The organism is Bifidobacterium callimiconis, assembly GCF_003952005.1.
Taxonomy (GTDB): Bacteria; Actinomycetota; Actinomycetes; order Actinomycetales; family Bifidobacteriaceae; genus Galliscardovia; species Galliscardovia callimiconis.
Genome location: NZ_QXGJ01000002.1, coordinates 210,736 through 235,725 on the forward strand (window position 1 = coordinate 210,736; position 24,990 = coordinate 235,725).

At 65.8% G+C, this 24,990-nt stretch carries 10 protein-coding genes; 6 read left to right on the plus strand and 4 right to left on the minus strand.

Going from position 1 to position 24,990, the window contains the following annotated elements:
- Positions 1–23 precede the first annotated feature (23 nt).
- The 4 genes from D2E23_RS02985 to D2E23_RS11910 all read right to left on the minus strand — a co-directional run bounded on the left by D2E23_RS02985 (position 24) and on the right by D2E23_RS11910 (position 11,091).
- Positions 24–4,085 (minus strand): ATP-dependent DNA helicase, encoded by a 4,062-nt coding sequence (locus D2E23_RS02985; protein ID WP_126029516.1) that lies wholly within the window; start codon positions 4,083–4,085, stop codon positions 24–26.
- Positions 4,085–8,797: a PD-(D/E)XK nuclease family protein gene (locus D2E23_RS02990; protein WP_126029517.1), complete on the minus strand. Its 4,713-nt coding sequence runs from the start codon at positions 8,795–8,797 to the stop codon at positions 4,085–4,087. The genes D2E23_RS02985 and D2E23_RS02990 overlap by 1 nt, the downstream gene beginning before the upstream one ends.
- Before the next feature lie 104 nt (positions 8,798–8,901).
- Positions 8,902–9,876 carry a serine hydrolase gene (locus D2E23_RS02995; RefSeq protein WP_126029518.1) on the minus strand — a complete coding sequence of 325 codons (975 nt, stop codon included), beginning with the start codon at positions 9,874–9,876 and terminating at the stop codon, positions 8,902–8,904.
- 3 nt (positions 9,877–9,879) lie between these two features.
- Positions 9,880–11,091, minus strand: a complete 1,212-nt coding sequence (locus D2E23_RS11910; RefSeq protein WP_164520644.1) for a zinc-ribbon domain-containing protein — start codon at positions 11,089–11,091, stop codon at positions 9,880–9,882.
- A gap of 144 nt (positions 11,092–11,235) precedes the next feature.
- Between D2E23_RS11910 and D2E23_RS03005 the strand changes: the two genes are divergently transcribed.
- The 6 genes from D2E23_RS03005 to D2E23_RS03030 all read left to right on the plus strand — a co-directional run bounded on the left by D2E23_RS03005 (position 11,236) and on the right by D2E23_RS03030 (position 24,990).
- On the plus strand, positions 11,236–12,729 hold the full coding sequence (locus D2E23_RS03005; protein ID WP_241227186.1) for a serine/threonine-protein kinase: 1,494 nt from the start codon (positions 11,236–11,238) through the stop codon (positions 12,727–12,729).
- Between the two features lie 140 nt (positions 12,730–12,869).
- Positions 12,870–18,749 carry an Ig-like domain-containing protein gene (locus D2E23_RS03010; RefSeq protein WP_164520645.1) on the plus strand — a complete coding sequence of 1,960 codons (5,880 nt, stop codon included), beginning with the start codon at positions 12,870–12,872 and terminating at the stop codon, positions 18,747–18,749.
- 11 nt (positions 18,750–18,760) lie between these two features.
- Positions 18,761–20,164, plus strand: a complete 1,404-nt coding sequence (locus D2E23_RS03015; RefSeq protein ID WP_241227187.1) for an AAA family ATPase — start codon at positions 18,761–18,763, stop codon at positions 20,162–20,164.
- Positions 20,165–20,168: 4 nt separating this feature from the next.
- Positions 20,169–21,380: a DUF58 domain-containing protein gene (locus D2E23_RS03020; protein WP_420897285.1), complete on the plus strand. Its 1,212-nt coding sequence runs from the start codon at positions 20,169–20,171 to the stop codon at positions 21,378–21,380.
- Entirely contained in the window at positions 21,377–23,887 is a 2,511-nt protein-coding gene (locus D2E23_RS03025; RefSeq protein WP_126029522.1) for a transglutaminase TgpA family protein, read from the plus strand. The genes D2E23_RS03020 and D2E23_RS03025 overlap by 4 nt, the downstream gene beginning before the upstream one ends.
- Positions 23,884–24,990: a PP2C family protein-serine/threonine phosphatase gene (locus D2E23_RS03030; protein ID WP_126029523.1), complete on the plus strand. Its 1,107-nt coding sequence runs from the start codon at positions 23,884–23,886 to the stop codon at positions 24,988–24,990. Before D2E23_RS03025 ends, D2E23_RS03030 begins: the two co-directional genes overlap by 4 nt.

The window sequence follows — 24,990 nt, forward strand, 5'->3', positions numbered from 1 at the left end:
TTGGCTTCCGCGGCATGTGTGCGTCAGTCGTTGTCGGATTGCTCGGGCAGTCCCTTGAGCATGCGGGCGATGATCTCGTCCTCGCTCTTCGGAAGGGCGTGCACTTCGCGTTCCGATTCGTCGTCGACGCCGAGGTAGTACAACGTGGCGTCGATGCGATCCAACGGTACTTCCTTGATGCGGGACCACAGTAACCGATACAGGTCAAGTTGGGCAAGTTTCACCTCGATGTCCTGCGTGTTGGTCGGCTTGCGACCGGTCTTCCAGTCCACCACGGTGAAGCGTCCGACATCGGACGGGTCGTCGAGCCCGCCGGAGAACACGGCGTCGAGTTTGCCGTCGACGATCTGTCCGCCGATGGCCGCGACGATCGACTGTTCCACACATACCGCGTCGCGTGTCGCCCAGCGCGAGTCGATCAGCCGATGCTGCCAGGTGAGCAAATGACGGTCACGAACATCCAGACGACCGTCGGCGAGCGCCTGATCCCGTGCCGTCACGTCGGCGAGCATGGCGTCGCGCGCATCCTGTACAGGCAGGGCGAGCGATTCGGCGGTCTGGGTCATGCCGTCACCCAGCGGGTAGATGAACCGCGCGGCCCAGTCGTGGAATCGCGTGCCTGCCTCGGCTGCCGGCGAGGAGCTGCGTGGAATCGGTCGGATGACGCCGGTCCAGTAGCGTTTGCGGTCTCGTTCCTTCCGCTTCCGGTCACGGGCGTCGCCGGAGGCGGTGTCGTCCATGAGCGTCATGCGGGTCTGGATGGCGGTCACGTTCTGCCTGCCGGACGCGAGGATGCGTTTGCCCTGTTCCTCGAGCGACGCGACGTCGTCGGAACCGATCGCCGAAACGGAGCGGGCCTCCATCACCTTGCGCGCATAGTCGAGCAGGGTCCTGGGGACGGCATCCCCGTTGGAATCCTCCGAATCGGATCGGCCACCCGCCGCCGTATCGACAGTACCGTCTTCCGTCTCCTGAACCGCTTTCGTACTGCTGTCGACGGCCTCGGCCACGCGCTTCTCCAACGGACGAGGCCATGGCACGGATTCGGTTTCCGTCTCGACGGGCGGTTCGAGCCATGCGGCGCCGACCACGGCATTCTCGTACTCCCGGGCATGCTCGCCGGCGAAGAATCCGTATAGGGGGCGCAGCAGTCCGTCCGGCTTGCAGTCCTCTCGATCCGGCAGTCCCGTCGGCGCCGCCACGGCGTCGGATCGTCCGGCAAGCGCCTCGTGCACCTCCATCCAGAAGTTCGACGCCTTCTTCTCCATGGCTTCGTCGTCAAGCGGCTTGTCATCGGATGGGATGCGCGACGGTTCCGAGCTCACGCTGAAGGTGAGCAGCGCGGCCTGCTTGGCACGGGTGAGCGCCACGTACATGAGTCGGCGTTCGTCGGCGTGCAGTCGACGCCCGTACTCCTCGCTTTGGCTGAGGAAGCGCTCGCCGTCCGAAACCCGGCCTCCCCCGTAGGCGTCGACGAGCGGGTCGGCGGCATACACCTCCGCATCCACGTGTTCCACGGTGTCGAGCGCGTCGAGCTGCGCCACCGGGTCGCCGTCCACATCCGCATCGTGAGGGAATCGCGGCAGGATGGCCGAATCCACGCGGACCGGCACCGGCACCGCGGTCAGATCGGTCAGCCACGTGCTCGCGGTCTCGTGGTATTCCGGCGGTGTCCACCCGCCGTCCGCATCCACACCACCGAGATGATCGTCATTGACCTTCACATTGAGGTGGTCTCCCTGGTTGCTGGGGAATCCTGTTTTGGTCATGCCTACCACGGCCACGGCGTCCCATTCGAGCCCCTTGGCCTGATGGATGGTCATCAGCGTCACGTCGGCGGTTCCGGCGCTTTGCCCGGCACCGGTTTCGGGGATCTTGCTCAGCGCATCCACCCAGGTGATGAATCCGCGCAGCGACGGCGCGACGTTCGTCGGCAGTTCCTGCAGGTACGTGTCGGACAGGTCGGCGATGGCGTCGAGCGACGCGCGCGCCGAGGTAGGGGCGTGTTCGCCGTCGCGTCCGGCGATGGCCTGGGCCACCACGCAGTCGATGTCGAGCCCGAGCTGTTCCACGGCGATGCGCAGTATGTCGGGCAGCGGCAGATGCATGCTGGATTCCATGACGCGCAGCATGTCCGCCACGGCGAGGAACAGCTTGCGCCCGCGCGGGGAGACCGACGACTTCTCGAGCTTCCATGCGAAGCCGGAGTCGAGCAGCAGATCGGCGAGGAACACGCCGTTGGGCACGATGTCACGATGGCGTTTGACGATGGCGTTCCATTCGTTTTTCGGCTCGTCGCCGGTGGCGAATCCGGCGGTGACGAGCGCATGATACCGATATTCGGTGTTCGCGTCGTCGGCGAGACGGGCCACGGTCTTGAGGTCGGGGGCGTCGATGGCGAAACGCGGCGTGGCCATGAGTCGCATCAGCGAGCCGGTGTCCGTGTGGTCGGCCACCGCGTGGAGCAGGGCGAGCAGGTCCCTGACCTCCGGTCGGTCCAGCAGTGCGGAGTAGCCCACCACCTCGCAGGTGAGTCCCGCATTCTCCAAAGCCTCGCGATAGTCAGGGATCGACTTCTTGGAGCGGAACAGCACTGCCGTATGCGTGCCGGGAACCGGTTCGCCCTTCTCGTTCTTTCCATACAGCTCCTTCGCCTTGCGGGCGAAGCGAACCACGGCGTCGATCTCCTGACCGCGCGTCGCATAGCCCTGCACGCCGATCGTGCCCAGCGGGGACGGCTTGCCGTCCTCGTCAACCCACGGGTTGAGCACGTCCACGTCCACTTCGCGCATGAGCGAGCTGCTCGGCCGACGCTGTGCGCCGCGCAGCGGAATGGTCAGGTCGTTGGCGGCCTCGAGCACGATGCGTGGGTTGCGCCGGGTGAAGGTCAGCGCGTACGGCTTGTGCGAGACGGCCATGCCGAAGTCGCGCTGGAACATGCGGAACGCGCCGGGGCTGGCGCCACGCCACGCATAGATCGACTGGAACGGATCGCCCACCGCGTTGACGGCGGTACGCGCGCCGCCCCTGCCGTCCGTGTGGAACAGCGCGGCGAGCAGCGTGGCCTGCGTGGTGGAGGTGTCCTGATACTCGTCCAGGAACACATGCGAATAGCGTCGACGGTATTCCTCGCCGATCGACGGGAACCGACGGATGAGCTGGAACGCGGCGATGGTGAAGTCGCTGAACTCCGCCATGCCGGCGCGCCGCTTGGCGTCCTGGAACTCCTCGGCCAGTGTGAGCAGCAGTTCGCGGCGACGAGCGACGGTCCGCAACGCATCGGCTCGATACAGACCGCGCTCATGTTCGTATTCGCCGAGTCGGAGCGCATAGTCGGCGACGTTCTCGGACTTCTTGCGTTTCGGAGGCTTCTTCTTGCCGGGATCCTTCTCGGGGATCGGCTCGTCGCCGATAAGCGAGTCAAGCCGTGCGATAAACGCGGCGTCCCATCGACGGATGCGTTCCACGGCGTCATGGAAGGTCAGTACGTCGCCGCCGATCATGGAGTTCGCGATCGCGTGCGACAGGCTCATGAGCCGTGTGGTGAGGGTGGGGAACTGACCCATGTCCTCGGAGTCGTCCACGCCGAAGGAGGACCCGTCATCACTGCTCAGGGCGTCGGCATCCGCGTCGGTGCCGGAGAACAGCATCGCCATGTGCCTGCCGACCACGTCGGATGCCAGCTGGTAGGCACCGGCCTCGCTCAGCGGCTGCGTGTTCTGGTCCATGCCGACAAGCAGTCCGTACTGGCGCACGATCGACTGGAAGAACGCGTCGTAGGTGAAGATCTCCGGCTTGAGGAACGCCCGGTCCGGGTCGATCGTCGCCCCGGCGCCGGCCGTCCCCGTGCCGTTGACGGCCATGTCCCTGGTCACGGCGCCGGACACGCGGTCCAGCAGTTCGGACGCCGCCTTGCGGGTGAACGTGAGACCGAGGATGCGTTCGGCCGGCACTCCCCTGTTGATCAGGCTGATGATGCGGTTCGTCATCGTATAGGTCTTGCCCGAGCCGGCGCCGGCCACCACCAGGATGTCGTCGTTCACCGGGGCGTCGATGACCGCCGCCTGTTCGAAAGTCGCTGCCATTATCGGACCTCCAATACGGATGTGATGTCGTCGGCACAGGCGGGGCATGCGTCCTTGTGCCAGCAATGCTTGACGTGTTCGTCGTCGGGGTCGGCGACCAGTCGCGCCGACTGCACGGCCCCGGCCGCGTACAGCACGCGCGCGATCATGGTCAGCGCCCATATGGTCTGCGTGCCGCGCATGTCCAGCAGGATCTTCCATGCGGCTTCGCTCACGTTCTCCTTCGGCACGGTCGGCAGGACCGGTTCGTCGAACAGTTTGCTGATCGATGCCGCATAGTAACGCGGCGTGAACGGCTGATCGTTGATATGACCGTCACGGAACAGGGCCGGCTGATGGCAGGATTCAGCCGCGTGACTGTATGAGGGCGACGCCTTGTCCTTGACGAAGAACAGTCCGGACTGGCCGATGAACGGGATCTCGGGGAGTTTCCGCGGCTGCCCGTCCGCGCTGCTGCCGACGGCCTCGGTTCGCAGCTGATCGTCGAACTGCTCGCCCAGCTGATAGCACACCAGCTGCAGGTCGCTGAAGTTCTGCTTGGCGCTTCGCGACTTGCCGGTCTTGTAGTCGATGAGTCGCAGCTGCCGGGTGCCGTCGTCCATCACGCGCGTCTCCTCGCGGTCCATACGACCCGAGATGCACACCTGGAGATCCTTGCTCATGCCCTTCGGCCAGCCGCCGACCAACGCGCCGAGCATGCCGTACAAGTCGTCGCGGCCCACCTGGGTCACGCCCGGCGTGGCGTTGTACGCGGTCAGGATCCGGTCCAGATCGAACCTGGCGAGGAACGGCTTTTCACAGGTCACGGATTCGAGGTTTCCGATCGGGATCGGCGGCGTCTTCGCGCCCTGACGGCCGTACGCGCCGTTGTCGGACACACCGGAACCGCCCATGGCCTCGGCGCTGTTCACGAAGTATTCGGCGATGTGACGCAGCAGCGTGCCGGCGGAACGGTCCTTGTACATGGCATCGTACCGTTCGGCCACGGACGGGATGTCCTCGGGGTCCACACGCAGTTCGGCGTAGATGTCGAGCATGCGATCGGTGATCGCGGCGGTCTTCTCCTCCGGTGTCGTTCCCGGCTGGCCGGCCGGCAGATCCAGGCCTTCGGCGCTGGCGCGTTCGGCCACGGCGTGGATGATGGTGCCGAAGCTCGTGGCCACGCTCGACGGGCGTGGTCCGACGAACTGGTTGTCCATCAGCCAGCACACCGGGCAGTTCCAGATGCCGTCGACGGCGGACGGGGAGAGTCGAACCACAGGACGGGCGCCCGACTTGTTCCGGTCGACCCCGGTCTGCTCATCCAGCCGTTCCCGGTCCTGCTTCGACAGTCCGTCGGGCACGGATTTGGTTCCGAAGACCACGGCATCGTCGGGCAGATCGTCACCGGCGCCGGCGGACTTCCGTGCGACGGTCTCCCGTGCAGCGTCCACGAACGGCCAGTTCTCCGGATCGGCGTACGGGATTCCCTCGTCCTTCAGGAATCGCAGCGTATCCGCGGCGTCACGGAAGGCGTCGTCCCCGACGGCATCCCGCCCGGCGGCGAGTATGGCCCTGGCCTCGGTCACGATGCCGCGCACGCTGAGCTCCAGGCCGTGGTATCGCTCCGCCTGACCGACCTCGGTGTATCGGGTGAACGGCCGGTTCTCGTTCTCCGGATCCTCACGTACGAACAGTTCCGGCATGAATCCGTACAGGAAATCGGACGGTACGTGGTCGTCGTCCGACACCGCGCTCACCTGCACCTGTGTTTCGGCACGGGTGATCGCCATGAGAAAACTGCGCTTTTCGCCGTACAGCACCGACGCCACCTGTTCGGAGCGCGCGGCCGCCACGTCGCCCGAACCTTCCGCGCCGAGCGAGGAGGCGAGTCGACCGTGCAGCATCACGTCGGCCAGATCGTCGACGCCGAACATGGTGTTGCGGGCCGCCAGGTTCGGCCATACGCCCTGCTGTACGGCGGGCATCCACACCAACGGCCAGCTGCGTCCGATCGCACCGGCGGGCGTGGTGAGCGTCACCGCCTCCTCCACCGGCCGGACGTGTGCCAGCGAATCCGCTTCGAGCTCCATGGCGCGCACCTGTTCCATGAACGCGGTCACATCATGCTGCGCTCCGCTGGATTCGGCGAACTGGAACAGTCGCATGGCGGTGTCGAGACGATCGTCGGCCGCGCGGCCGTCGGCGTCGTCACGCAACGCCTGGCGCTGCCATCGTTCGGCCACGCCCGCGGCCTGCCATGCCTCCCACAGCACATAGCGGGCTTCCCTCAGCGGCATGGTGCGTAGCTTCTCCGTCACGGCGTCGATCATCGCCCAGGCGCGCTCGAATGTGGCGGCTTCGGGATCGGTCCATGCGCTTCTGGCACGCTTTTCCCCATCGTTCGGACCGGTCTCCAAACCGGTGTCCGTTCTCGAATTCTCGTCGTCCGTTTCCGGCTTCGCATCACGCGAACCAAGCACCGAATGGATCGCCCGGACCACCCTGTCGGCCGGCTCTCCGCCTTCGGCCAGCAGCAGATTCATGGCATCCACGCCGAATCCCATGGCCGTGGCGTCCTCGGGCGATCCCCCGCCCATCAGGGAATCGTCCACGCTGATCACGACGCCATCGCGAGCGCGCTCGCCGTCGGACAGACGTTCACGCAACGCGGACCAGTCGTCCATCATCGCATGCAGCAGCGCACGGTTTGCCACGGTCCGGCCGGTCGCCGCACCAGCGTCGGAACGATCGTTCTGAACCAGCACTCGCGACAACGATTCCAGTGAATTCATGGCGGCATTGATCGCGGACACCCGCAGTGGATGCCTGGCACCGCCGGCCGTGGTCACGCTCACCAACGGACTGCCGAGCAGCATGCGCATGCGGGAACGCACGAATACGGCGAGCGCGCGGGCGTTCATCGTGGTGGAGTTTATGCCGCGCTCGCGAAGCAGCGCCAGTTCGATGATGGCGAACAGTCCCTGGACGAACGGCTCATCCTTGAGGGGTTTCGTCACCGAGGAGTAGTGCACCGGGATGCCCTCCCGCCGCAGTCGTTCGCCGAATACGCGTACAGTGCTGTTGTCGTGGGCGATCACGGCCATGTCGTTCCATGACCGGTGGTCGATGGTATGCGCGTGCAGCATGTGCCATACCACGTCGTCGAGCTCCTCGCCGGCGCTGCGGTACAGTGCGGCGCGCACGCTGCCGTCGGGGGATGCGGATGGGACCGCCGGGGGCTTTTCGCCGTCGTATCGGGCCAGTGGCAGGATCGGCGCGGCTCCAGGCCATTGCGGCATCTTGCCCAGTCGGTCGGCAAGGGGAATCGACGTCGGTTCCAGCGAGAGGATGCCCAGCGACGTGCGCGCGGCCACCAGATCGCGGTACGAGTAGGCGCATGAGTCGGAAGACGTCCACACGTCGGCATGGGCATCGGTATCGGCGGGAGCATCGGAACGGGATGCGGCATGAGACGCACCGGTCTGCGCGGGGACGAGCCGTATCGCGAATGCGCCGAGACGGCCCAGATTGCGGTCGTTCACCATGGCTGACATCTCGTCGGCCGCATCGTCATCGGCCGTGTCATCCCCGTCCAGCGGTTGTTCCGTAGCTCTGAGGAACAGGAATTCCGGGTAAGATCCACGGAAGCCCTGCACGGCCTCGTCGGGATTGCCGATCAGGATCAGGATTCCTCCCGAGCGTTCGATCGCCTGCAGGAACGCCATGCCGGCGAGCGTCAGATCCTGTGCGTCGTCGACGATCACCACGCGGGGTATGGCGGCGTCGGCCGGCGGCAGTCCCTCGCGCAACGCCTGTCGAACGGCTTCGGTGCCCTCCACGAGCAGTCGGGATGCGTCCAGACGGTATTCGTCGGGATAGATGCGGTTGATGGCCGCGATGTATTCGCGACGCAGTGCGAACGCGGCACGCCATTGCGTGGCCAGACGCTCGCCGCGAATGCCGGCGTCTCCGGTGGCGGCGGCCAGCGTGGCGATGATGGCGTCCTCCTTGGCGGAGGATGCGCCGAGTTCGTTCATGCGGGCGAGCATGTCGCGCAGCTGGGTGATGAACACGTCGCTGATGCCGCGTTCGAACAGTTCGTCGGTCGATGCGTCTCGTGCGTCGTCGGGGTCGTTTCCCGGGGTATCCGTGTTCGTTCCGTCCTGGGATGACACCAGTCCGGTCCAGTTCGAGGATGCGAAATATGCGGCGAGCAGCCGGCAGGTTTCGCACTGGTCGCCGGCACGCACGTGGGCCACATGCGCCGCCAGCACGGACCGGAGAATGGCGTCCTGTTCGGCGCCGTTGAGCAGCTTCGGCAGGGGCAGGCCCTCGCGTACGCGCATGGTGGAGATGATGCGGAACGCCAGGGCGGCGAGTGTGGTCACGGGTCGGGCGAGCGAGGTCTGTTTCACGTCGCGGATCACGCGCAGGCTCAGGTCGTCGGCTATGGTGCGGTTGGATACGATCATCACCGCGCCCGCCGGAGTGGCCTCGTCGTAGGCGGTCTTGTCCGCGATACCCGGCTTGCCGCCGTAGAGCACCTTCAACGCGAATTCCGTCTTGCCCGATCGGGGCGGCCCCGCCACCAGCAGTGTGCGGGTGATCCGGGCGTCCACCGTGGAATCCCCGGCCCCGTAGGGAAGCGCCCGGCCTTCCAGCAGATGCTGGGCCTGCGCGAACGCCTGGTCGATCGTCATTGCCTCGTACGGCGCACGTTCCTTCGTCATGCCCCTCATCCTAGCCCCATGAGGAAGAGGTGGCAGTTTTTCGCAACCAGCGGCCGCACCGTGTCGGGAAAGCCATCGGACGGCGAGTCGCACACCATCCCGGCCTACTGGTTCATCGCGTCCCAGACCGTACCGGAGATGGCGCGGATGTTGGCCTGCGCCGTGGAGTTGTCCACGTCCTCGCTCATCACGGTGATCACGTAGTCGCCCTTGGTGCCGTATACGATCGCCGCATCGTTTTCGGTTCCGGGAATCTCGCCGGTCTTGTTGGCCACTTTGGTGCCGTCGGGCACGCCGGCGGGGATCTTGGTGCGACGGGTCTGACCGAGCAGCAGGTCGAGCATCTTCGCGCTGGTGTCGGCGGAGACGAGCTGGCCGCGGTACACCTTCGCCATGAAGGCGCCGGCGTCGTTCGCCGAGGTCTGCTTGAGACTGGAGTCGTGTGTGCCGGAATCGTAGAGCAGGTCGTTCATCGCGGTTTCGGTGAACCCGTTGGCCTTGGCCGTGTCGTTGACGATCATGAACCCGGCCTGTGCGTCGCCGCCGCCCAGCGTCTTCACCAGCGTGTTGGTGGCCTGGTTCGAGCTGACGGTGATCATCTGCGTGAGCAGGGTGTCGATGTCGGCGGTTTCGGTGAGCTTGCCCTGCGCGATCTGATCGTAGACGGCAAGCATCACGTACAGTTTGATCACCGACGCGCTGGGCTGTCGATGGTCGTTGATCGAGATGGATGCCCCGGTGGTCAGATCCTCCACGTAGAGCGACCAGGTGCCGGAGTATCCGCCGAGCTGCTGCTCGAGTGTGCCCTTCAGCGTGTCGAGCTGGGCCTGTCTGGCCTGCTTGGCCGCGGCGGTCGGATCGTCGCTGGGTGTGGCCGTGGCGCTGGCCCCGCCAGTCGGCTGCCGTTTTTCGGCTTCGGACGACGCGCTGGCCGAGGCGTTGGGCGTGGTGTCCTTCACGATCAGGCGTGTGGACGCCGCCCAGACGATTCCGACCACGACGAGGATGGTGACCAGTGCCGCGATGATGATTCTGATCGTCCGGTGATTGGCGGGAACCGCGCGGATGTGCTTGCCCATGGCTCACTGCACCTCGGCGGCGACTTCGGCGAGGATGTCGTTGGTCAGTGACACGGCGGTGTCCTTGCCAAGGTTCTGCGTGAGCACGGACACGGCCATGGTCGTCTTGCCGGTCTTCATCAGGATGAAGAAGTTGTAGGAGTTCTTGATGCCCTGCCCTCGGTGACCGTTGAGCGTGACGCCGGAGGGCGTGGTCACGCCTTCGCTGGCCAGATCGTAGGAGAGCAGATTCGTACCGCCGTCGGTGGCCGTGGCGGCGAGCATCTTGGCCGCGTCGGCGGCCGACGTGTAGTTCTCGTAGCCGGAGTTCGACGCCTCAACATCACCGAACGCGCGCTGGAAGTCGGTGTTGGAGTATCCGGCGCCGCCCAGCCAACCGTTGAGTGCCGACAGCCCGCCGAGGTCGGAGACCGCCGCGTTGCCGGAATCGTTGTCCATGGTGCGCATCATGGTCTCCGCCGAGGAGACAGCTCCCGAGTTGCCGGAGTCCTTCGCCGCCAGATAGACGGGCAGATACAGGCCGGCGGCCACGAACTTGGTGTTGGCCTGACGGGAGTCGAATTCGTCGTTCTCCCCCACGGGGACCACGCTCACCGCGGCTTCGGTCTCGGAGTATCCGCTGACGATGGACTGCAGCTTGTCGGCATTGAGTGAAACGCCCGCCTTGGCACTCGATGATGCGGAGGGCTGTGTCTTGGGTGAGGCGACGCTCGACGTTGCGGCCGGGGATGCCTCCTTCGTTTTGCCGGAGCCGAGCACACCATATGCGATGCCGACGCCCAGCAGGGCGACGACGAGCACGGCGGCCGCGACGATGACGGGAATGTTGGGCTTGCCCTTCGGCTTCGGAGTACCGTCTCCCGTCTGCACCGGCGGCTGACCGGGCACCGGCGGCTGGTCCATGGGCGGCTGCACCGGCGGTACCGGCGAACCATTCGGCGGCATGGCATTCGTAGTCGGCATGGTCGGCGACGGCGCACCCTGCTGCGGCATCGTGTTTCGCGGCGCGGTATTCTGAGGCACCGGCTGTGTGGGCGTGGACCAGCTCGGCTGCACCGGCATGGCCTGCGCGGGCTGCTCCGCAGCGTTCGTATCGTTGGACGACGTCTCCACGGCGGCACCGCAGTTCGTGCAGAACTTGGCGTCTGGCTCCAGTGCAGAACCACAATTGGTGCAGTATTCCATGCCGGCAACCCTTTCTCTCGCATCACTCATGACCGCCATCACCTTCGACGATCATCGCAATCGTTTCCGAGCGAATATTCTAGCCATCGGCGGTTACTTGCAACGGTGGTTTCCCAGACCGGCGCAAGGCCGGTGCGGTAGGATGCAGACAATGACACTCGATTGCAGGGAGTAGTGGTCCGTACCATCATGATGATCGCCGATCCGCCCGATCTTGAGGGCTACGATTTCATCCGCACGCTGGGTTCCGGCGGCACGGCCACCGTGTTCCTGTACCGGCAGCGCGTACCGAATCGTCAGGTGGCGATCAAGGTGGGCAACCGGCCGATCACCGATGCCGGCGTGCGCCGCCGTTTCCACGATGAGGCGGATTTCATGGCGAGACTGTCCGAGCATCCGTTCATCGTGACCATCTACAACGCCGGCATCACCGCCGACGGACGTGGCTACATGGTGCTCGAGTATGCGAGCGCCGGCAGCTACCGGGATCTGATGAAGCGCCGGCAGCTGTCCGTGGACGAGGTGCTGTCGTGTGGCATCAATGTGGCGAGCGCCCTGTACGCCGCTCATAAGCAGGGCATCATTCATCGTGATCTGAAGCCGGGCAATATTCTCATTTCCGCCCAGGGTCTGCCGTTGTTGGCGGATTTCGGCATTTCGGCCACCATCTACGCCACCGGCGTGATGGGTTTTTCGATTCCCTGGGCGCCTCCCGAGGTGCTGACCGGACGCTCCTCCGGTTCGGAGACGGCCGACATCTATTCGCTGGCGGCCACGCTGTTCGCGCTGCTGGTGGGGCGTTCCCCGTTCGAATATGGATACGAGGTGCACGATCGTGACGAGCTGGCGCGCACGATCGTGCATGGCGAGCTGCCGCATATCCGCCGCCCGGACGTGCCGAAGGGGTTCGAGGATGTGCTGCGCAAGGCGATGGCCAAGGATCCCGATGACCGCTATTATTCGGCGCTGGAGTTCGCCCGTGACATGCAGCGCGTGCAGCTGCGCGAGTATGGCCATCAGACGCCGGTGACGGTCGAGGATGTGCCGCAGTATCCGCAGGATCGCGCCGGCCAGCGAGGTCGAGGCGATGCGGCACGGCGATCGGACGGTATGGGGGGACGATCCGTTCGCGCCGGTGCCCTGCCGCAGACGGCTCCGGAGCGCCATGGGCGGCGGCGTGTCATTGTCGCGGCGGGTGTGGTGGCTGCAGCGATCGCCGCGGTGGCGTTGTTCGTCACGCTGGTGCTGCCGAACGTCGATGCCGTGTCCGGCGGGAGGTCCGCGACGGTCGGGGACGATCTGTCGTCGTTGGGTGGTCCGTCATCGTCGTCCGGAGACGATTCCACCGGCTCGTCCGGAGGCGACGCGTCTTCCGGCGACGCGAACGGCGAGTCCGTGCCGTCACCGACCGATCTGACCGGATCGTATGACGGCACGTCGGTCACGTTCACGTGGACGAACCCCGATCCTCGGGCCGGCGACCGGTATTCGTGGACGCGCATCACCGGCGACGCCGGCCGTCAGGAGGCGAATGCCACGCTCACGGATTCCACCACGCTGCGTCTTGACGACGTGACCGACGATCAGACGTGCATTCAGGTGAGCATCGTGCGCGAGAACCGACGCATGTCACAGTCGCCGGCCACCGCGTGCGCGGTCCGCAGGTAGTGTGCAGACGGGGGCTGACGGGTGTCGGCTTCCATTGGTTCGGCCTATCATGACTCATATGTTTCCGGCCGTCGGGCCGGATTGGAACAGGGGGTGTCATGGGTCGCGAGCATCGGTCTGCCGCGCGTTCGACGTCACGGATGGTTCGGCGTCGCAGTCCGCTTGCGCCGTTTTTCCGCAACCGTTGGCTGGCGCCGATCGTCGGCCTGCTGTTGATCGTCGGCATTGTGGTCGGTGCGATCGTCGTCGAATCGATCACCCGTCGGCATGTGCAGCTCGACGACGGCACGGTGTGGGTCACGTCGATCAGCGATCAGAAGGCCGCCCGGTTCAACGTTCGTCTCAAGGAGGCCGATGCGTCGGTCTCCTCGTCCGCGGCGAACTTCGACGTGGGACAGTCGGGGGCCGACACCGTACTCACCGAGGATTCGGATGCGCTGCAGATCTCCGCATCCACCGTGGCCGTAGACGGCCGTACCGATATTCGTTCCGACACGCAGACCATCGTGTCGGGCACCACCGTCGTGTTCTTCAACACCAAGACGGGCAATGTCTGGGCCGGTGACTCCGACGCAGTCGACGCCGTGACGCCCACGACCGGCAGTCCGGTCATGAAGCTCGGCTCGGGCGGCAAGGTGGCCGTGGACCACAACGGAGTGATCTACGGGTATCGTCCCTCCGACGCCATGGTGCTGACGCTTGACGATCCCCGTGGCGTCACGCCGCGCGAATGGGGTTCGCTCAACGACGGCAAGCGTTTGAACGTCGATGATTTCACGGTGGTGAGCGGCACTCCGGTGGCCACGTCCGGCGCTACGGTGATCACGCCCAAGGGCAAGGCCGATCTGCCGATCACCGGCAAGGCGACGTTGCAGGATCCCCCCACGGACGACGCGCAGCGCAATTGGGTGGCGGCGGTCACGAACGCCGGCCTGTATCTGGTGAATCTTGACCGTCCCGGGGCCGACCCCACGGCGTTGGCGGCCGGCGGCGAGGGCGAGGCCGCGCGTCCCGTGTCGTCGGGCGGATGCGTCTGGGCGGCATGGAGCCGTGACGCCGACAACTTCATCAAGGTGTGCGACGTGAACGGCGGCAACGCCTCCGGTAGGACCGCCCAGTTCGTCACGCTCAAGGATGTCGATGCCACGTCGCAGCTGCGGTTCCGCACGAATCATCGTCTGGTGGTACTCAACGATGTGACGGACGGCAAGGTGTGGAATCCTGACGATTCCACGGACGCGATCAAACTGCAGTGGAACCAGATCCGGTCCGAGAACCCCACCACCAGCCGCGACAATCAGAACACGGCGGACAATCATCGTGACTTCGCCCAGTCGTGTTCGGCCACATCGGGGTCGATCAAGGCGGTGGACGACACGTTCGGCGCCCGTACCGGCAGCGAGCAGATCCTTGATGTGCTGCGCAACGACGAACAGACCGACTGTTCGGTGCTGCACATCGAGAAGGTGGAGTCGCCGGGCGGCGGCGTGAGCGTCGCGCCAGTGTACGACGGCCGGTATCTGCAGCTCGACGCCACGCAGGCCGGCGCGGGCACCGTACGATTCTCGTATTCGATCTCCGACGGCCATGGCCAGTCGTCCTCCGCCACCGTGACGCTGAATCTCACGTCGGACGGCGATCACGCGCCGGCGCAGACCGACGTGCCGCCCGAATATCAGGTGGAGCAGGGCGCCGCATACACGGCGAACGCATTGGCGAGCTTCTCCGACGACGATGGCGACCCGATGACGCTGGTGTCGGCGAATCCCACGAACTCCGATCAGGTGATGGTCTCCACACGGTCCGACGGCCAGCTCGTGTTCAACACCGGGTCGCAGACCACGGGCCGTGTGGCCGTGGACGTGACCGTATCCGACGGCGAGCAGACCGGCACGGGCACCATCTACTTCTCCATCCGCCCCGCGAACACGCTCTCCCCCGTCATCGATCCGGTGGTCAGGCAGGCCCAGCCGGGAACAAGCACCACGGTGGATCTCAAACCGTACGTGCATGGCAATTCCACGCAGCCGGTGCAGCTCGGTTCCGTCTCCCAGCCGGATGGCGCCACCGCCACGGCCAACGCCGAAACCATGTCGTTTACGTTCACCGCGGCCAATCCCGGCACCTACTACGTGCCGTACAGCATTCTGCAGGGGTCGAAGCAGGCTACCGGTCTGGCACGCATCGAGGTCGCCAAGGCGAGCGGAGACTCCTCTAAGCCGGTGGCGACCAACGACGTGGCGCTGCTCGGCAGCGGCAACACCGCGATCGTGGACCCGCTGACCAACGATGTGGATCCGCTGGGCGGCGTGCTGGCCGTCACGTCAGTGAGCGTGGATCCGAACACCGGCATCAAGGCCGGTCTGGTGGGCAACAAGCGCGTGTATCTGACCGCACGGCAGACGCCGACCAAACCGGTGTCGGTCACATACACCGTGGCCAACGCGCAGGGCAGTTCCGAAGGACGCATCATCCTGCAGCCGCCCACGTCGACCAGTCAGTCGTCGGCCCCCAAGGCGGGCAACATCAACGCGCAGGTGCGTACCGGCGGCATCGTGACGATCGACGTGCTCGACCATGTGACGGCAACCGGCACCGTGACGCTCGACACCGATCTGACCTACGACAAGCAGACGTTCTCCGGACTTGTGTTCGTCTCCGGCGACACCGTGCGATATCAGGCGGGAGACAAGGAGGGATCGTTCCCCGTCACCTATACCGTGCGCGACTCGCTGGGCAATACGGCGTCCGGCACGATCACCATCGCCGTGCACGCCTCGGACGCCGCCGGCAAACCGGCGCCCACGCCGGCGGACGTGACCGCGCAGGTGGCGGCCGGCGACAAAGTACGCATTCCGATCGACCTCACCGGCATCGACGTGGACGGCGACGGCGACACGTTGAGCGGCCTGGGCAACACCGTGCCGTCGCTCGGCCGAGTCACCGAGGTGGGGGCCGACTATCTGATCTACGAGGCGTACGCGGATTCGTCGGGCACCGACACGTTCACCTACGCCGTGGAGGATTGGACCGGCCAGCGTGCGCAGGCGCAGATCCGTGTGGGCGTGTTCCGCGGAGGTTCCGATTCCGGCGTGTTCGCCCGCGACGACACGATCGCCGTACGCCCCGGCACCAAGGTGGATGTGCCGGTGCTGCTCAACGACATCTCCGGCGACGACGAGAGCCTGACGCTTGACTCGCAGCTGACCACGCAGGGATTGGATTCCGCCAAGGTGAAGGACGACATGGTGGAGTTCACGGCGCCCGACTCCCCCGGCACCGCCTACGTGATGTATACGGCGAAGACCAAGGCGGGGCTTACCGACACCGCCACGCTGAGCGTGACCGTCGCCGACGATGCGCCGATCTCGCCTCCCACCGCCTATGACTACAAGGTGCCGGCCAGCGCCACGGTGGACAAGCGCACCGTGGATGTGGATGTGCGCGACTGGATCGCGAACCCGTCCGGCAGCGTGGACGATCTTGAGGTGAACGTGGATGCGAGCGCGACCGATCATGCACGCCGCAAGGGCGGCTCGTCGTCGACGGTGATTTCGGTGGATCTGACCGATGCCGCGCGCGCCGTGCCGTACACGGTGACGAACACGCGGTACAACGTGACGTCCACCGCGTTCATTCAGGTGCCCGCCTACGGCGTGTTCCCGCCGACGCTGCGTCCGAAGGCGCCGGAGCTCACGGTGCGCGCCGGCGAGTCGATCGACATTCCCATCGCCGATCATGTGCGCGTGGGCGCGGGCAAGACCGCGCTGATCGCGTCGAAGGATTCGGTGAGCGCCACCAAGTCGGATGGCGGCAGCCTGTATGTGAACGAGACGACGCTGCGGTTCACGGCGGCCAAGGACTATTCGGGTCCGGCGTCGATCACGTTCACCGCGGTGGACGGCCGCAAGGGCAAGGGCGCGATCGTGAATTCCGCGGTGCTGACCCTGCCGATCACGGTGGTGGGCAAGGATGCTCCCGCACCCACGTTCTCCTCGCCGACGGTGGATGTGGTGCCCGGCGAGGACGCGAAGACGATCTCCCTATCCGCGTTCACCAAGGCGCCGGATGGTTCCGACGCGTCGTCGTACGCGTATTCGTCGTCGGGGCTGTCCACGCCGGTCACCGCCACGGTGGCGAAGAACGGCGAGCTGACGGTGAGTGCGCCGAAGGACGCCAAGCCCGGTACCACGGTGAATCTGCCGTTGACGATCGACTACGGTTCCGGTCAGGTCAAGACCGGCGTGACGCTACGGGTGACGCAGACGGATCGTCCGTTGGCCCGCGTGCCCGATGTGGCGGTGAAGATCAAGGCCGGGGAGACGCAGCAGGTGAACGTGCTGCAGGATGCATACAATCCGTTCCCCGATACGCCGTTGAAGATCGTGGGAGCGTCGAGCGACGGATCGCATGTGTCGGCGTCGACCGCGCAGGACGGCACGGTGTCGATCACCGCGGCGCAGGATGCCCCGGCGTCCACGAACCGTGTCGTGGTCACGGTCGAGGACGGTACGGGCGACGAGTCGCGCAGGGTGAGTGCCACGATCACGGTGTCGGTCCTGGGGCTGCCGGACGCGCCGTTGCTGTCGCCGGTCACCGATCTGCCGTCCGACGGTGCGGTGAGCCTATCGTGGACGCCCGGCTCGGCGAACGGCAGTCCGATCGTGGAGTATCAGGTGGATTATGACGGCGGTTCCCTTTCGTGCGGCACGAGCACCACGTGTCTGGTCACGGGATTGGAGAACGGGCGCGAATACTCGTTCACCGTGCGTGCGCGCAACGAGGTCGGCTGGTCCAAGTCGTCGAACACGGTGAAGGCCACGCCCGACCGTGTGCCCGCGGCGCCAGGAGGGGTGACCGTGACCGGCGGCTATCATGCGGTGACGGTGAACTGGTCGGCGCCGGGCGAGGACGGCGGCACGCCGGAATCGTACACGGTGACGATCAACGGCGCCGGTGGCACGCAGACGCAGACCGTGACCGGCACGTCCGCCACGTTCTCCGTGGACAACAACGCCGGCGGCTCGGCGTTCTCCGCCACGGTGAAGGCGCATAACCGCGCCGGCGACGGACCCGAGGCCGTCAGCGGCCAGCCGGGCACCCCGTGGGGCGACATCGACCCGCCGTCGCTCACGCTGGAGCAGTCCGGCGACACGATCCGCGGCACGATCGGCGAGATCAACGATCACGGTGCGGGATGCGCGAGCGTGACGGTCAGCCGTGGCGGCCCGGTGTCGTGTACGGAACGGTCGTTCAGCTTCACGATCGACAAGGGCGAGTACTTCAGGGAGGTCTCGGTGTCGGTCACGGTCACGCCGTCGCGTGAGGGCACGCATGGCGCCACGGTGTCGCAGACGATCGTGCCGCAGACCGAGGTGGCGCGCCCCGACGTGCAGGTGAGCGCCAACGGTGGCTCGTGCACGGCCACGTGGAAGGCCAACGGCCTGTTCGACAGCGTGTCGGTGAGTTTCGGCGACAAGTCAAGCACGGATGCGAACGGCTCGCTCACCGTGAACCTGAGCCCGTGGACGAGCTGCCCGACAGCCACGGCCACGCAGTCACTGAACGGTCATGCCGGTGAGACGGTGACCGCAAGCGAACCCACCGGATACGTGTACAAGGTGGCGCCCACGATCGATACGAACGGATTCTGGCTGGAATGGGACTCCTCTGACCGCAACCATCTGATCGTGCACAACACGAACGGCTCGGCGGTGAACACGTATGGCAAGGAGCCGGTGATCGAACTGAGCGTGGACGGCACGGCCGTGCCGAACGCGTCGACGGCCGACGGCACCGTGATCGACCTGGCGCAGCTTGGCGGTTCCGCAGACCCGTCCAAGTGGCGGCTGAAGGTGTCGCTCAAGGGAGAGGATGCGTCGCTGAACGCCGATTCGGGCGATCAGACGATCCACGGCATCCGCCCCAACGCGTCCACGGCCTCGTATCTGACCGATGGCGGGTGGTTCGTCGTACGCAGCGCGGCGGCGGATCTGGTACGCTTCCCGATGTCCTCATGAAGGAGAACGACATGGCTGACAGCAACATGGATGACGACGTGACCCGCCTGGGACGATTCCGCGGGTTCTCACCGATCCCGTCGGCGGACCCGTCGGACGGCTCGGACGACACCGAGGCGACGCAGGTGTCCACGAACCGGATGCGGCCGTCTGCAGGCACCGGCACCGGTCCGAACGCCGGTTCCGCAGGCGCACGCAACGGCGGCGCGCGAACGACGCCCGTGGATTCCGATGAGACGCTGCTGGGCGCACTGCCGCATGGCACAGGTCGTTCCCCGCACGCGGCCGTTCCCACGCATACCGTTCCCACGCAACCGATGGGCCAGCCGCTCATTCGACACTCCGCTGCGCAGCCGATGTCGCAGCCAGCACCGCAGCCGCTGATCCGCCATGACCAGCAGGCCGCGCGCGCCCAGGGCCGGCGGCCGGCACCCGTATCAGCGGCGGCCGCGTCCGCTTCTGAAGCATCCATCGCACGGTTCGGCGAGGTGTTCAACGCGATCGTGCGCAACGTGTCGAAGGCGGTCATCGGCAAGGACGAGACCATCCGGCAATGCGTGACCGCGCTCATGGCCGGCGGCCACGTCCTACTCGAGGACAATCCCGGCACCGGCAAGACCCAGCTGGCGCGAGCGCTTGCCAATTCGATCGACGCGCCGTTCAAGCGTATCCAGTTCACCCCCGATCTGCTGCCCGGCGACGTGGTGGGTGTCACCTTCTACGATCAGCAGACCGGCGCCTTCACGTTCCGCAACGGTCCGGTGTTCGCGGCCACCGTGCTCGCCGACGAAATCAACCGTGCCTCGCCGAAGACGCAGTCCGCACTGCTGGAGGTCATGGAGGAGCAGAAGGTCACCGTCGACGGCGTGACCCACGACGTGCCGCAGCCGTTCATGGTCATCGCCACGCAGAACCCGATCGAACAGCTGGGCACCTATCGTCTGCCCGAGGCGCAGCTCGACCGTTTCCTGATCAAGACGTCGCTGGGCGACCCCGGTCATGACGCCAGTCTGAACATTCTTCGCGAGGCGGGCATCCGTGATCGTGCGGCCACGATCCATCCCGTCACGACCGCCGCCGACGTGCTCGCCATGCGCCGGATCGCGGAAACCGTGCGCGTCGACGATGCGATTCTCGAATATGTCGTCCGACTCGTGGAGGCCACGCGGCACAACGACAGGCTTGCCGTCGGCTCCTCCATTCGCGGCGCGCTCGCGCTTGTCCGTTCGGCTCGCGTGTGGGCCGCGGCCGATTCGCGCGGCTATGTGGTGCCGTCGGATGTGAAGGATCTTGCGGTGGTCGTGCTTGCGCATCGCGTGATCCTCACGCCCGAGGCCACGTTCGCCGGCGACACCGCCAACGGCGTGATCGAATCGGTGCTGGATGACGTGGTCGCCCCCACCATCGGCGCATAGGGGCATGGCCATGACACGACCGATCACCATGCCGCGGCTGCGTCCGCCGACGCCGGTGCTGCACGCACTGCGTTTTCTCCGGGACTATGTCTCCCCGCTCGGGTGGACCATACTGGCTGCCACCGTACTGTGCGCCGCCGGGTATGCGGTTCTCGGCTGGGACGAACTGCTCGCCACCGCCACGCTGTGGGCGATTCTGCTGATCGTCGCGGTTGTGATGTCGCTGGGCAACACCGGATTCTCGGCGACGCTCGACGTGCCGGCACGTCGCATCACCGTCGGCGACACGGTCGATGTGGAGGTGACGGTGAGTAATCCCGGACGGGCCGCCACCGCCCACGCGCACGGCGACATCACAATCGGCGACGATCATGAGGGGTTTCCCATTCCCGCGTTGGCGCCGCGGCAAAGCAAGCAGACCGGCGTGACGTTCACCGCCGCATCCCGTGCCGTCCTGTCCGTGGGACCGCTGCGCGTACGCAAGGGCGACCCGTTCGGTCTGATCCGTCACGAGAAGACCATCGCCGAACGGATCAGCGTGTACATCCATCCCCGCACGGCACGTCTGCATACACTCGACGCCGGCATCCAACGCGATCTGGAAGGCCAGCCCAGCGGCGACATCGTGGATGACGATCTCGACTTCTACGGACTGCGCGAATACGAACCCGGCGACGACATGCGCAACGTGCACTGGCTGTCCACCGCGAAGGCCGGCACGCTGATGATCCGCCAGTACGAGGCCACCAGACGCACCACCACCGTGCTTGCGCTCGGTGTGAATCCCCGGGATTACGCCAGTCGTGAGGAATTCGAGCTCGCCGTGTCCATTCATGCGTCGATCGGCGTGCAGTGTCTGCTGCAGCATCGGCCGCTACGCACCATGGCCGGAGGCCAGGAGGATGCTCCACGCACCTCGATGGCGTTCCTCGACGCGTGCAGCGCCATCGAACCAGATGCTCAGGAGAAGACAAATCTTGCCGCCGCGGCATTGGACCACTGTCCCGATGCGTCGCTCTACTGCTTCACCGTGGGCTCGGGCAAGCACGACGACGTCGTCAAACGCATGATGCTCAGCATGCCGCAGGGTTCGGCGCGACTGGTTCTGCGCGCCGAACCGGGCGCGGAGCGGTCCCTACGCCGATTCGACGGGTTCTCGCTCGCCACCGTCGGCGATCTCGATGATCTGCCGCTCATCATGGAGGCCATGGCATGACCTCCATCACACGCCGCACCGCACGTTCCACCGTTCCCGGATCCTGGGCGGACTCGCCCAATCCGATCATCCAGTTCTCCCACAGCCGTACGCAGGGCACCGGCACGAAAACAGGTCTTCCCCGTCGTCGCATTCCGGTACGCGTCCGTTCCGACCGGACCGTGCTCGTCAGCGCCACGCTCATCGTGCTTGCCAACCTCACGGCCGCATTGAATCTGCTCGCCGTCTACGGCTCCCCCGCCGCGTGGGCGGTCTGCGCCATACCAGCCGCACTGATCGGCATCGCCTGCGCGCTCGCCGGGCTGAACTCCGCATTGCGCCTGTGGTGGCAGCTGTTGTTCCTTGTCGTCGCCCAGTTCGTGATCGGCCCGGTGATCGCCCTGCCCGGCACCACGGTCGCGCGGGTGATTCCCACGCTCGACACGCTTTCCCAAGGGGCGTCCGCCACGCTCGGGGCGTTCAAGTACATCATCGCGATAGAGCCGGCGGTGGGCACCAGCAGTGGTGATCTGATGGCGTTGTGGACCGTCGTATTGTGGTCCACGTTCCTGTCGGGCGTGTTCGCGCTCGCCGCCAATGCGCTGTTCTCGCTGCTGTCGCTGGCCATCGTGATGGCCGATCTCGCCGTATGCGCCGCATTGGGCACGTCGTCGGGTTTTCATCCGGCCGTCGTCGGTGTGCTGATCGCCTTGGCGATGCTGATCTGGATGAGTTGGCGCATGCGACTACTCGAGGCGAACCGTCTGCTGGCCGCCGTACTGATCGTGGTATTGGCCGCGGCCGGCGCCTGCGGTGCGGCGATCGCGCTGACCGGCCAGCGTCAGGTGCTGCGCGATCATTACGAACCGCCGCTCAGTCCGTATGACTACACGAGTCCGTTGAGCGGACTGCGATCCTATGTGAAGGATCATAAGGACGACAAACTGCTCACCGTCACCGGACTGCCGGCCGGCACGCCGGTCCGCCTGGCGGTGATGGACCGTTTCGACGGTTCGGTGTGGAATCTGTCCGACTCGTCGGCGGCGTTCGGCTCCTCCGACTATCGCCGTGTGGGCGACACCATTGGCAGCGACAAGTCCGACACCGACACGACGAAAGGCAAGTCGTTCACCGCCACGTTCACCGTGCACAACGGACTCGGCGACGTGTGGATGCCGTTGGCCGGCACCGCGTCCTCGGTATCGTTCGGCTCGGATGATCTGTCGCAGTCGTTCTACTACAACACCGGCACCGAGTCGGCGCTGCTGTCCACCGGTCTGCGCACCAATCTCACCTATACGGAACGAGGCGTCATCACCGCGCAGCCGAATTCGCGGCAGATCGCAGGTGCCGACGCCGCAGCCGTCAGCCAACCGAAGGCGCAGGACGTGCCCGAATCGGTGAAGTCCACCGCCACGTCATACGCCGGCGGCGAGTCGAAGGATGGATCCGCGGCGCAGAAACTCGCTGACAAGCTCAAGGACAACGGCTGGTTCTCGCACGGTTTGCAGGGCGATTATCCGTCGCTGCCCGGTCACGGCGCATACCGCATCGATCTGCTGCTGGGCGGCGACGCCATGGTGGGCGACAGCGAACAGTACGCTTCCGCGATGGCGCTCATGGCCCGTGAACTCGGCCTGCCGTCACGCGTGGTGATGGGCTTCCTGCCCAAGGACTCGGACGGCGGCATCTCCGACGCACGCACCACGGTACGCGACGACGGCACCACGAGCATCGATTTCACCGGCAATGACATCGCCGCCTGGGTGGAGATCAAGCTCGACGGCTACGGGTGGGTGGCGTTCTACCCCACGCCCAAGGAGACGAAGATCCCGGACGACGATCAGAATCTCACTCCCCCGAATCCGCAGACCCTGGTCCGTCAGCCTCCGGTGCCGTTGGAGGATCCGCTGCGTGATCAAAACCAGACCAAGGGACAGACGAACATCGGCGGCAGTGATGCGGACGCGAACGCGGCGGCGTTCTGGCGCATGTTCCGTCTGATCGCCGGACGCGTGGCCTTGTACGGCAGTCCGGTCTGGATCGTGCTGCTGGTCGTCGGCGTGATCCTGCTGATCAAGACGATCCTGCTGCGACGGGCTCGCGGACGCGGTTCGCCGGGCATGCGCATCGCCCAGGGATGGCGGTGGATCTGCATGCTCGCCACGCAAAGCGGCGCCACGGTCCGCGGCACACGACGCGAGCAGAGCCGTATGCTGGCCGACCAGTTCGACCTGCCGCGCGACACCCTGGACGATCTGAGTCGGCGTGCCGACCGTGCGGCGTTCTCCGGCGAGCATACGGACGAGCGTACGGCCGCCGCCTACTGGCAGGACGTGGATCGTATCCGCGAACGCATGCTGCGATCCATGCCGAAGCGACGGGCCTGGGCCACCCGATTGTCCGTCCGCGGCCTGTTCGCCGATCCCGTGGACCCGATGACCCATGACGACTCCCCTGACCAATCCCGCAGGTGGCTTCGTATCCGTAATATTTTCCGTACCCATACCATGCAAGGAGCATCATGACCCACGTGTATCTCGATGCGGCGATGATCTGCGACATCGGCCGCCGACGCAGTATGAATCAGGATCGCGGTCTTGCGAACGGCGGACTGTTCCTGGTGTGCGACGGCATGGGTGGTGGCGTGGCCGGTCAGGAGGCCAGTGCCCGCACCATTCGCCACTGCGAGTCGCTGATCGATCGCGACCGACGTTCCAAGGCCGACATCGCCGCGGTCATCGACGAGGCGCAGCGTGACGTGAGCGCGCTCGGCCGTGAGCTCGGCGGCGTTTCCGGCACCACGCTCACCGGTCTGGTGCTGTCCAGCATGGGCAACGTCACAGAGCATCGCACCACCGTGCGGGATGATTCCGCCGACGACCGTACGTCCGACGACGATATGGACGACACGTTGGACGGCATGGTCAAGGTGTCGGATGCGGTGATCACCGCCCAGCTTGATCTTGACGGTCTGGACGACACGGTCGACTCCCTGCCGGCGACCGGACGATCGGGATTCCCCTGTGTGCTGGACTTCGATGACGACGCGATGCCGTCGTGGTATGTGGTGAACATCGGCGATTCGCGCACCTACCATCTTGACGCCCAGCCGGGTGGCGGATGGCGTGCGTCGTCGATGGTGCAGGTCACGCGTGACCACTCCCGCCGTCAGGAGCTGATCGACGCCGGCGTAATGCTGCCGGAACTAGCCGATCAGCTGGTGCCGCGCAATCTCATCACCCAGTGCGTTGGCGCGCCGGAGGGCATCGACCCGGATTATTTCCGCGCCGATCTGCCCGGCCGGTTCATCGTATGCTCCGACGGGCTGCATTCCGAATTGGACGATGACGCGATCGCCGCGATCGCCGCGGTCAATCGCAGTCCGCGCGAGGCCGTGCAGGCGTTGGTGGAGGCCGCGCTCGCCGCCGGTGGCAAGGACAACGTCACGGTGATCGTGGTGGATACGGTGTGCGGGTCGGATAACGTCATGGCATCGCGCGACGATGATGCCGCATGGTCGTATGTGAAGATCGCTCGTGATGAGGATCTGTCCAGCATCGGCGAATCGACACTGGACACGCTGAGGACGGTGGCAGCCCGTCATCAGCCCGAGCACAAGGGAAAGTGA

Coding starts and splice junctions, on each gene's coding strand:
- D2E23_RS02985 (WP_126029516.1), bottom strand. CDS start 4,085: ATGGCAGCGACTTTCGAACAGGCGGCGGTCATCGACGCCCCGGTGAAC.
- D2E23_RS02990 (WP_126029517.1), bottom strand. CDS start 8,797: ATGACGAAGGAACGTGCGCCGTACGAGGCAATGACGATCGACCAGGCG.
- D2E23_RS02995 (WP_126029518.1), bottom strand. CDS start 9,876: ATGGGCAAGCACATCCGCGCGGTTCCCGCCAATCACCGGACGATCAGA.
- D2E23_RS11910 (WP_164520644.1), bottom strand. CDS start 11,091: ATGAGTGATGCGAGAGAAAGGGTTGCCGGCATGGAATACTGCACCAAT.
- D2E23_RS03010 (WP_164520645.1), top strand. CDS start 12,870: ATGGTTCGGCGTCGCAGTCCGCTTGCGCCGTTTTTCCGCAACCGTTGG.
- D2E23_RS03015 (WP_241227187.1), top strand. CDS start 18,761: ATGGCTGACAGCAACATGGATGACGACGTGACCCGCCTGGGACGATTC.
- D2E23_RS03020 (WP_420897285.1), top strand. CDS start 20,169: ATGGCCATGACACGACCGATCACCATGCCGCGGCTGCGTCCGCCGACG.
- D2E23_RS03025 (WP_126029522.1), top strand. CDS start 21,377: ATGACCTCCATCACACGCCGCACCGCACGTTCCACCGTTCCCGGATCC.
- D2E23_RS03030 (WP_126029523.1), top strand. CDS start 23,884: ATGACCCACGTGTATCTCGATGCGGCGATGATCTGCGACATCGGCCGC.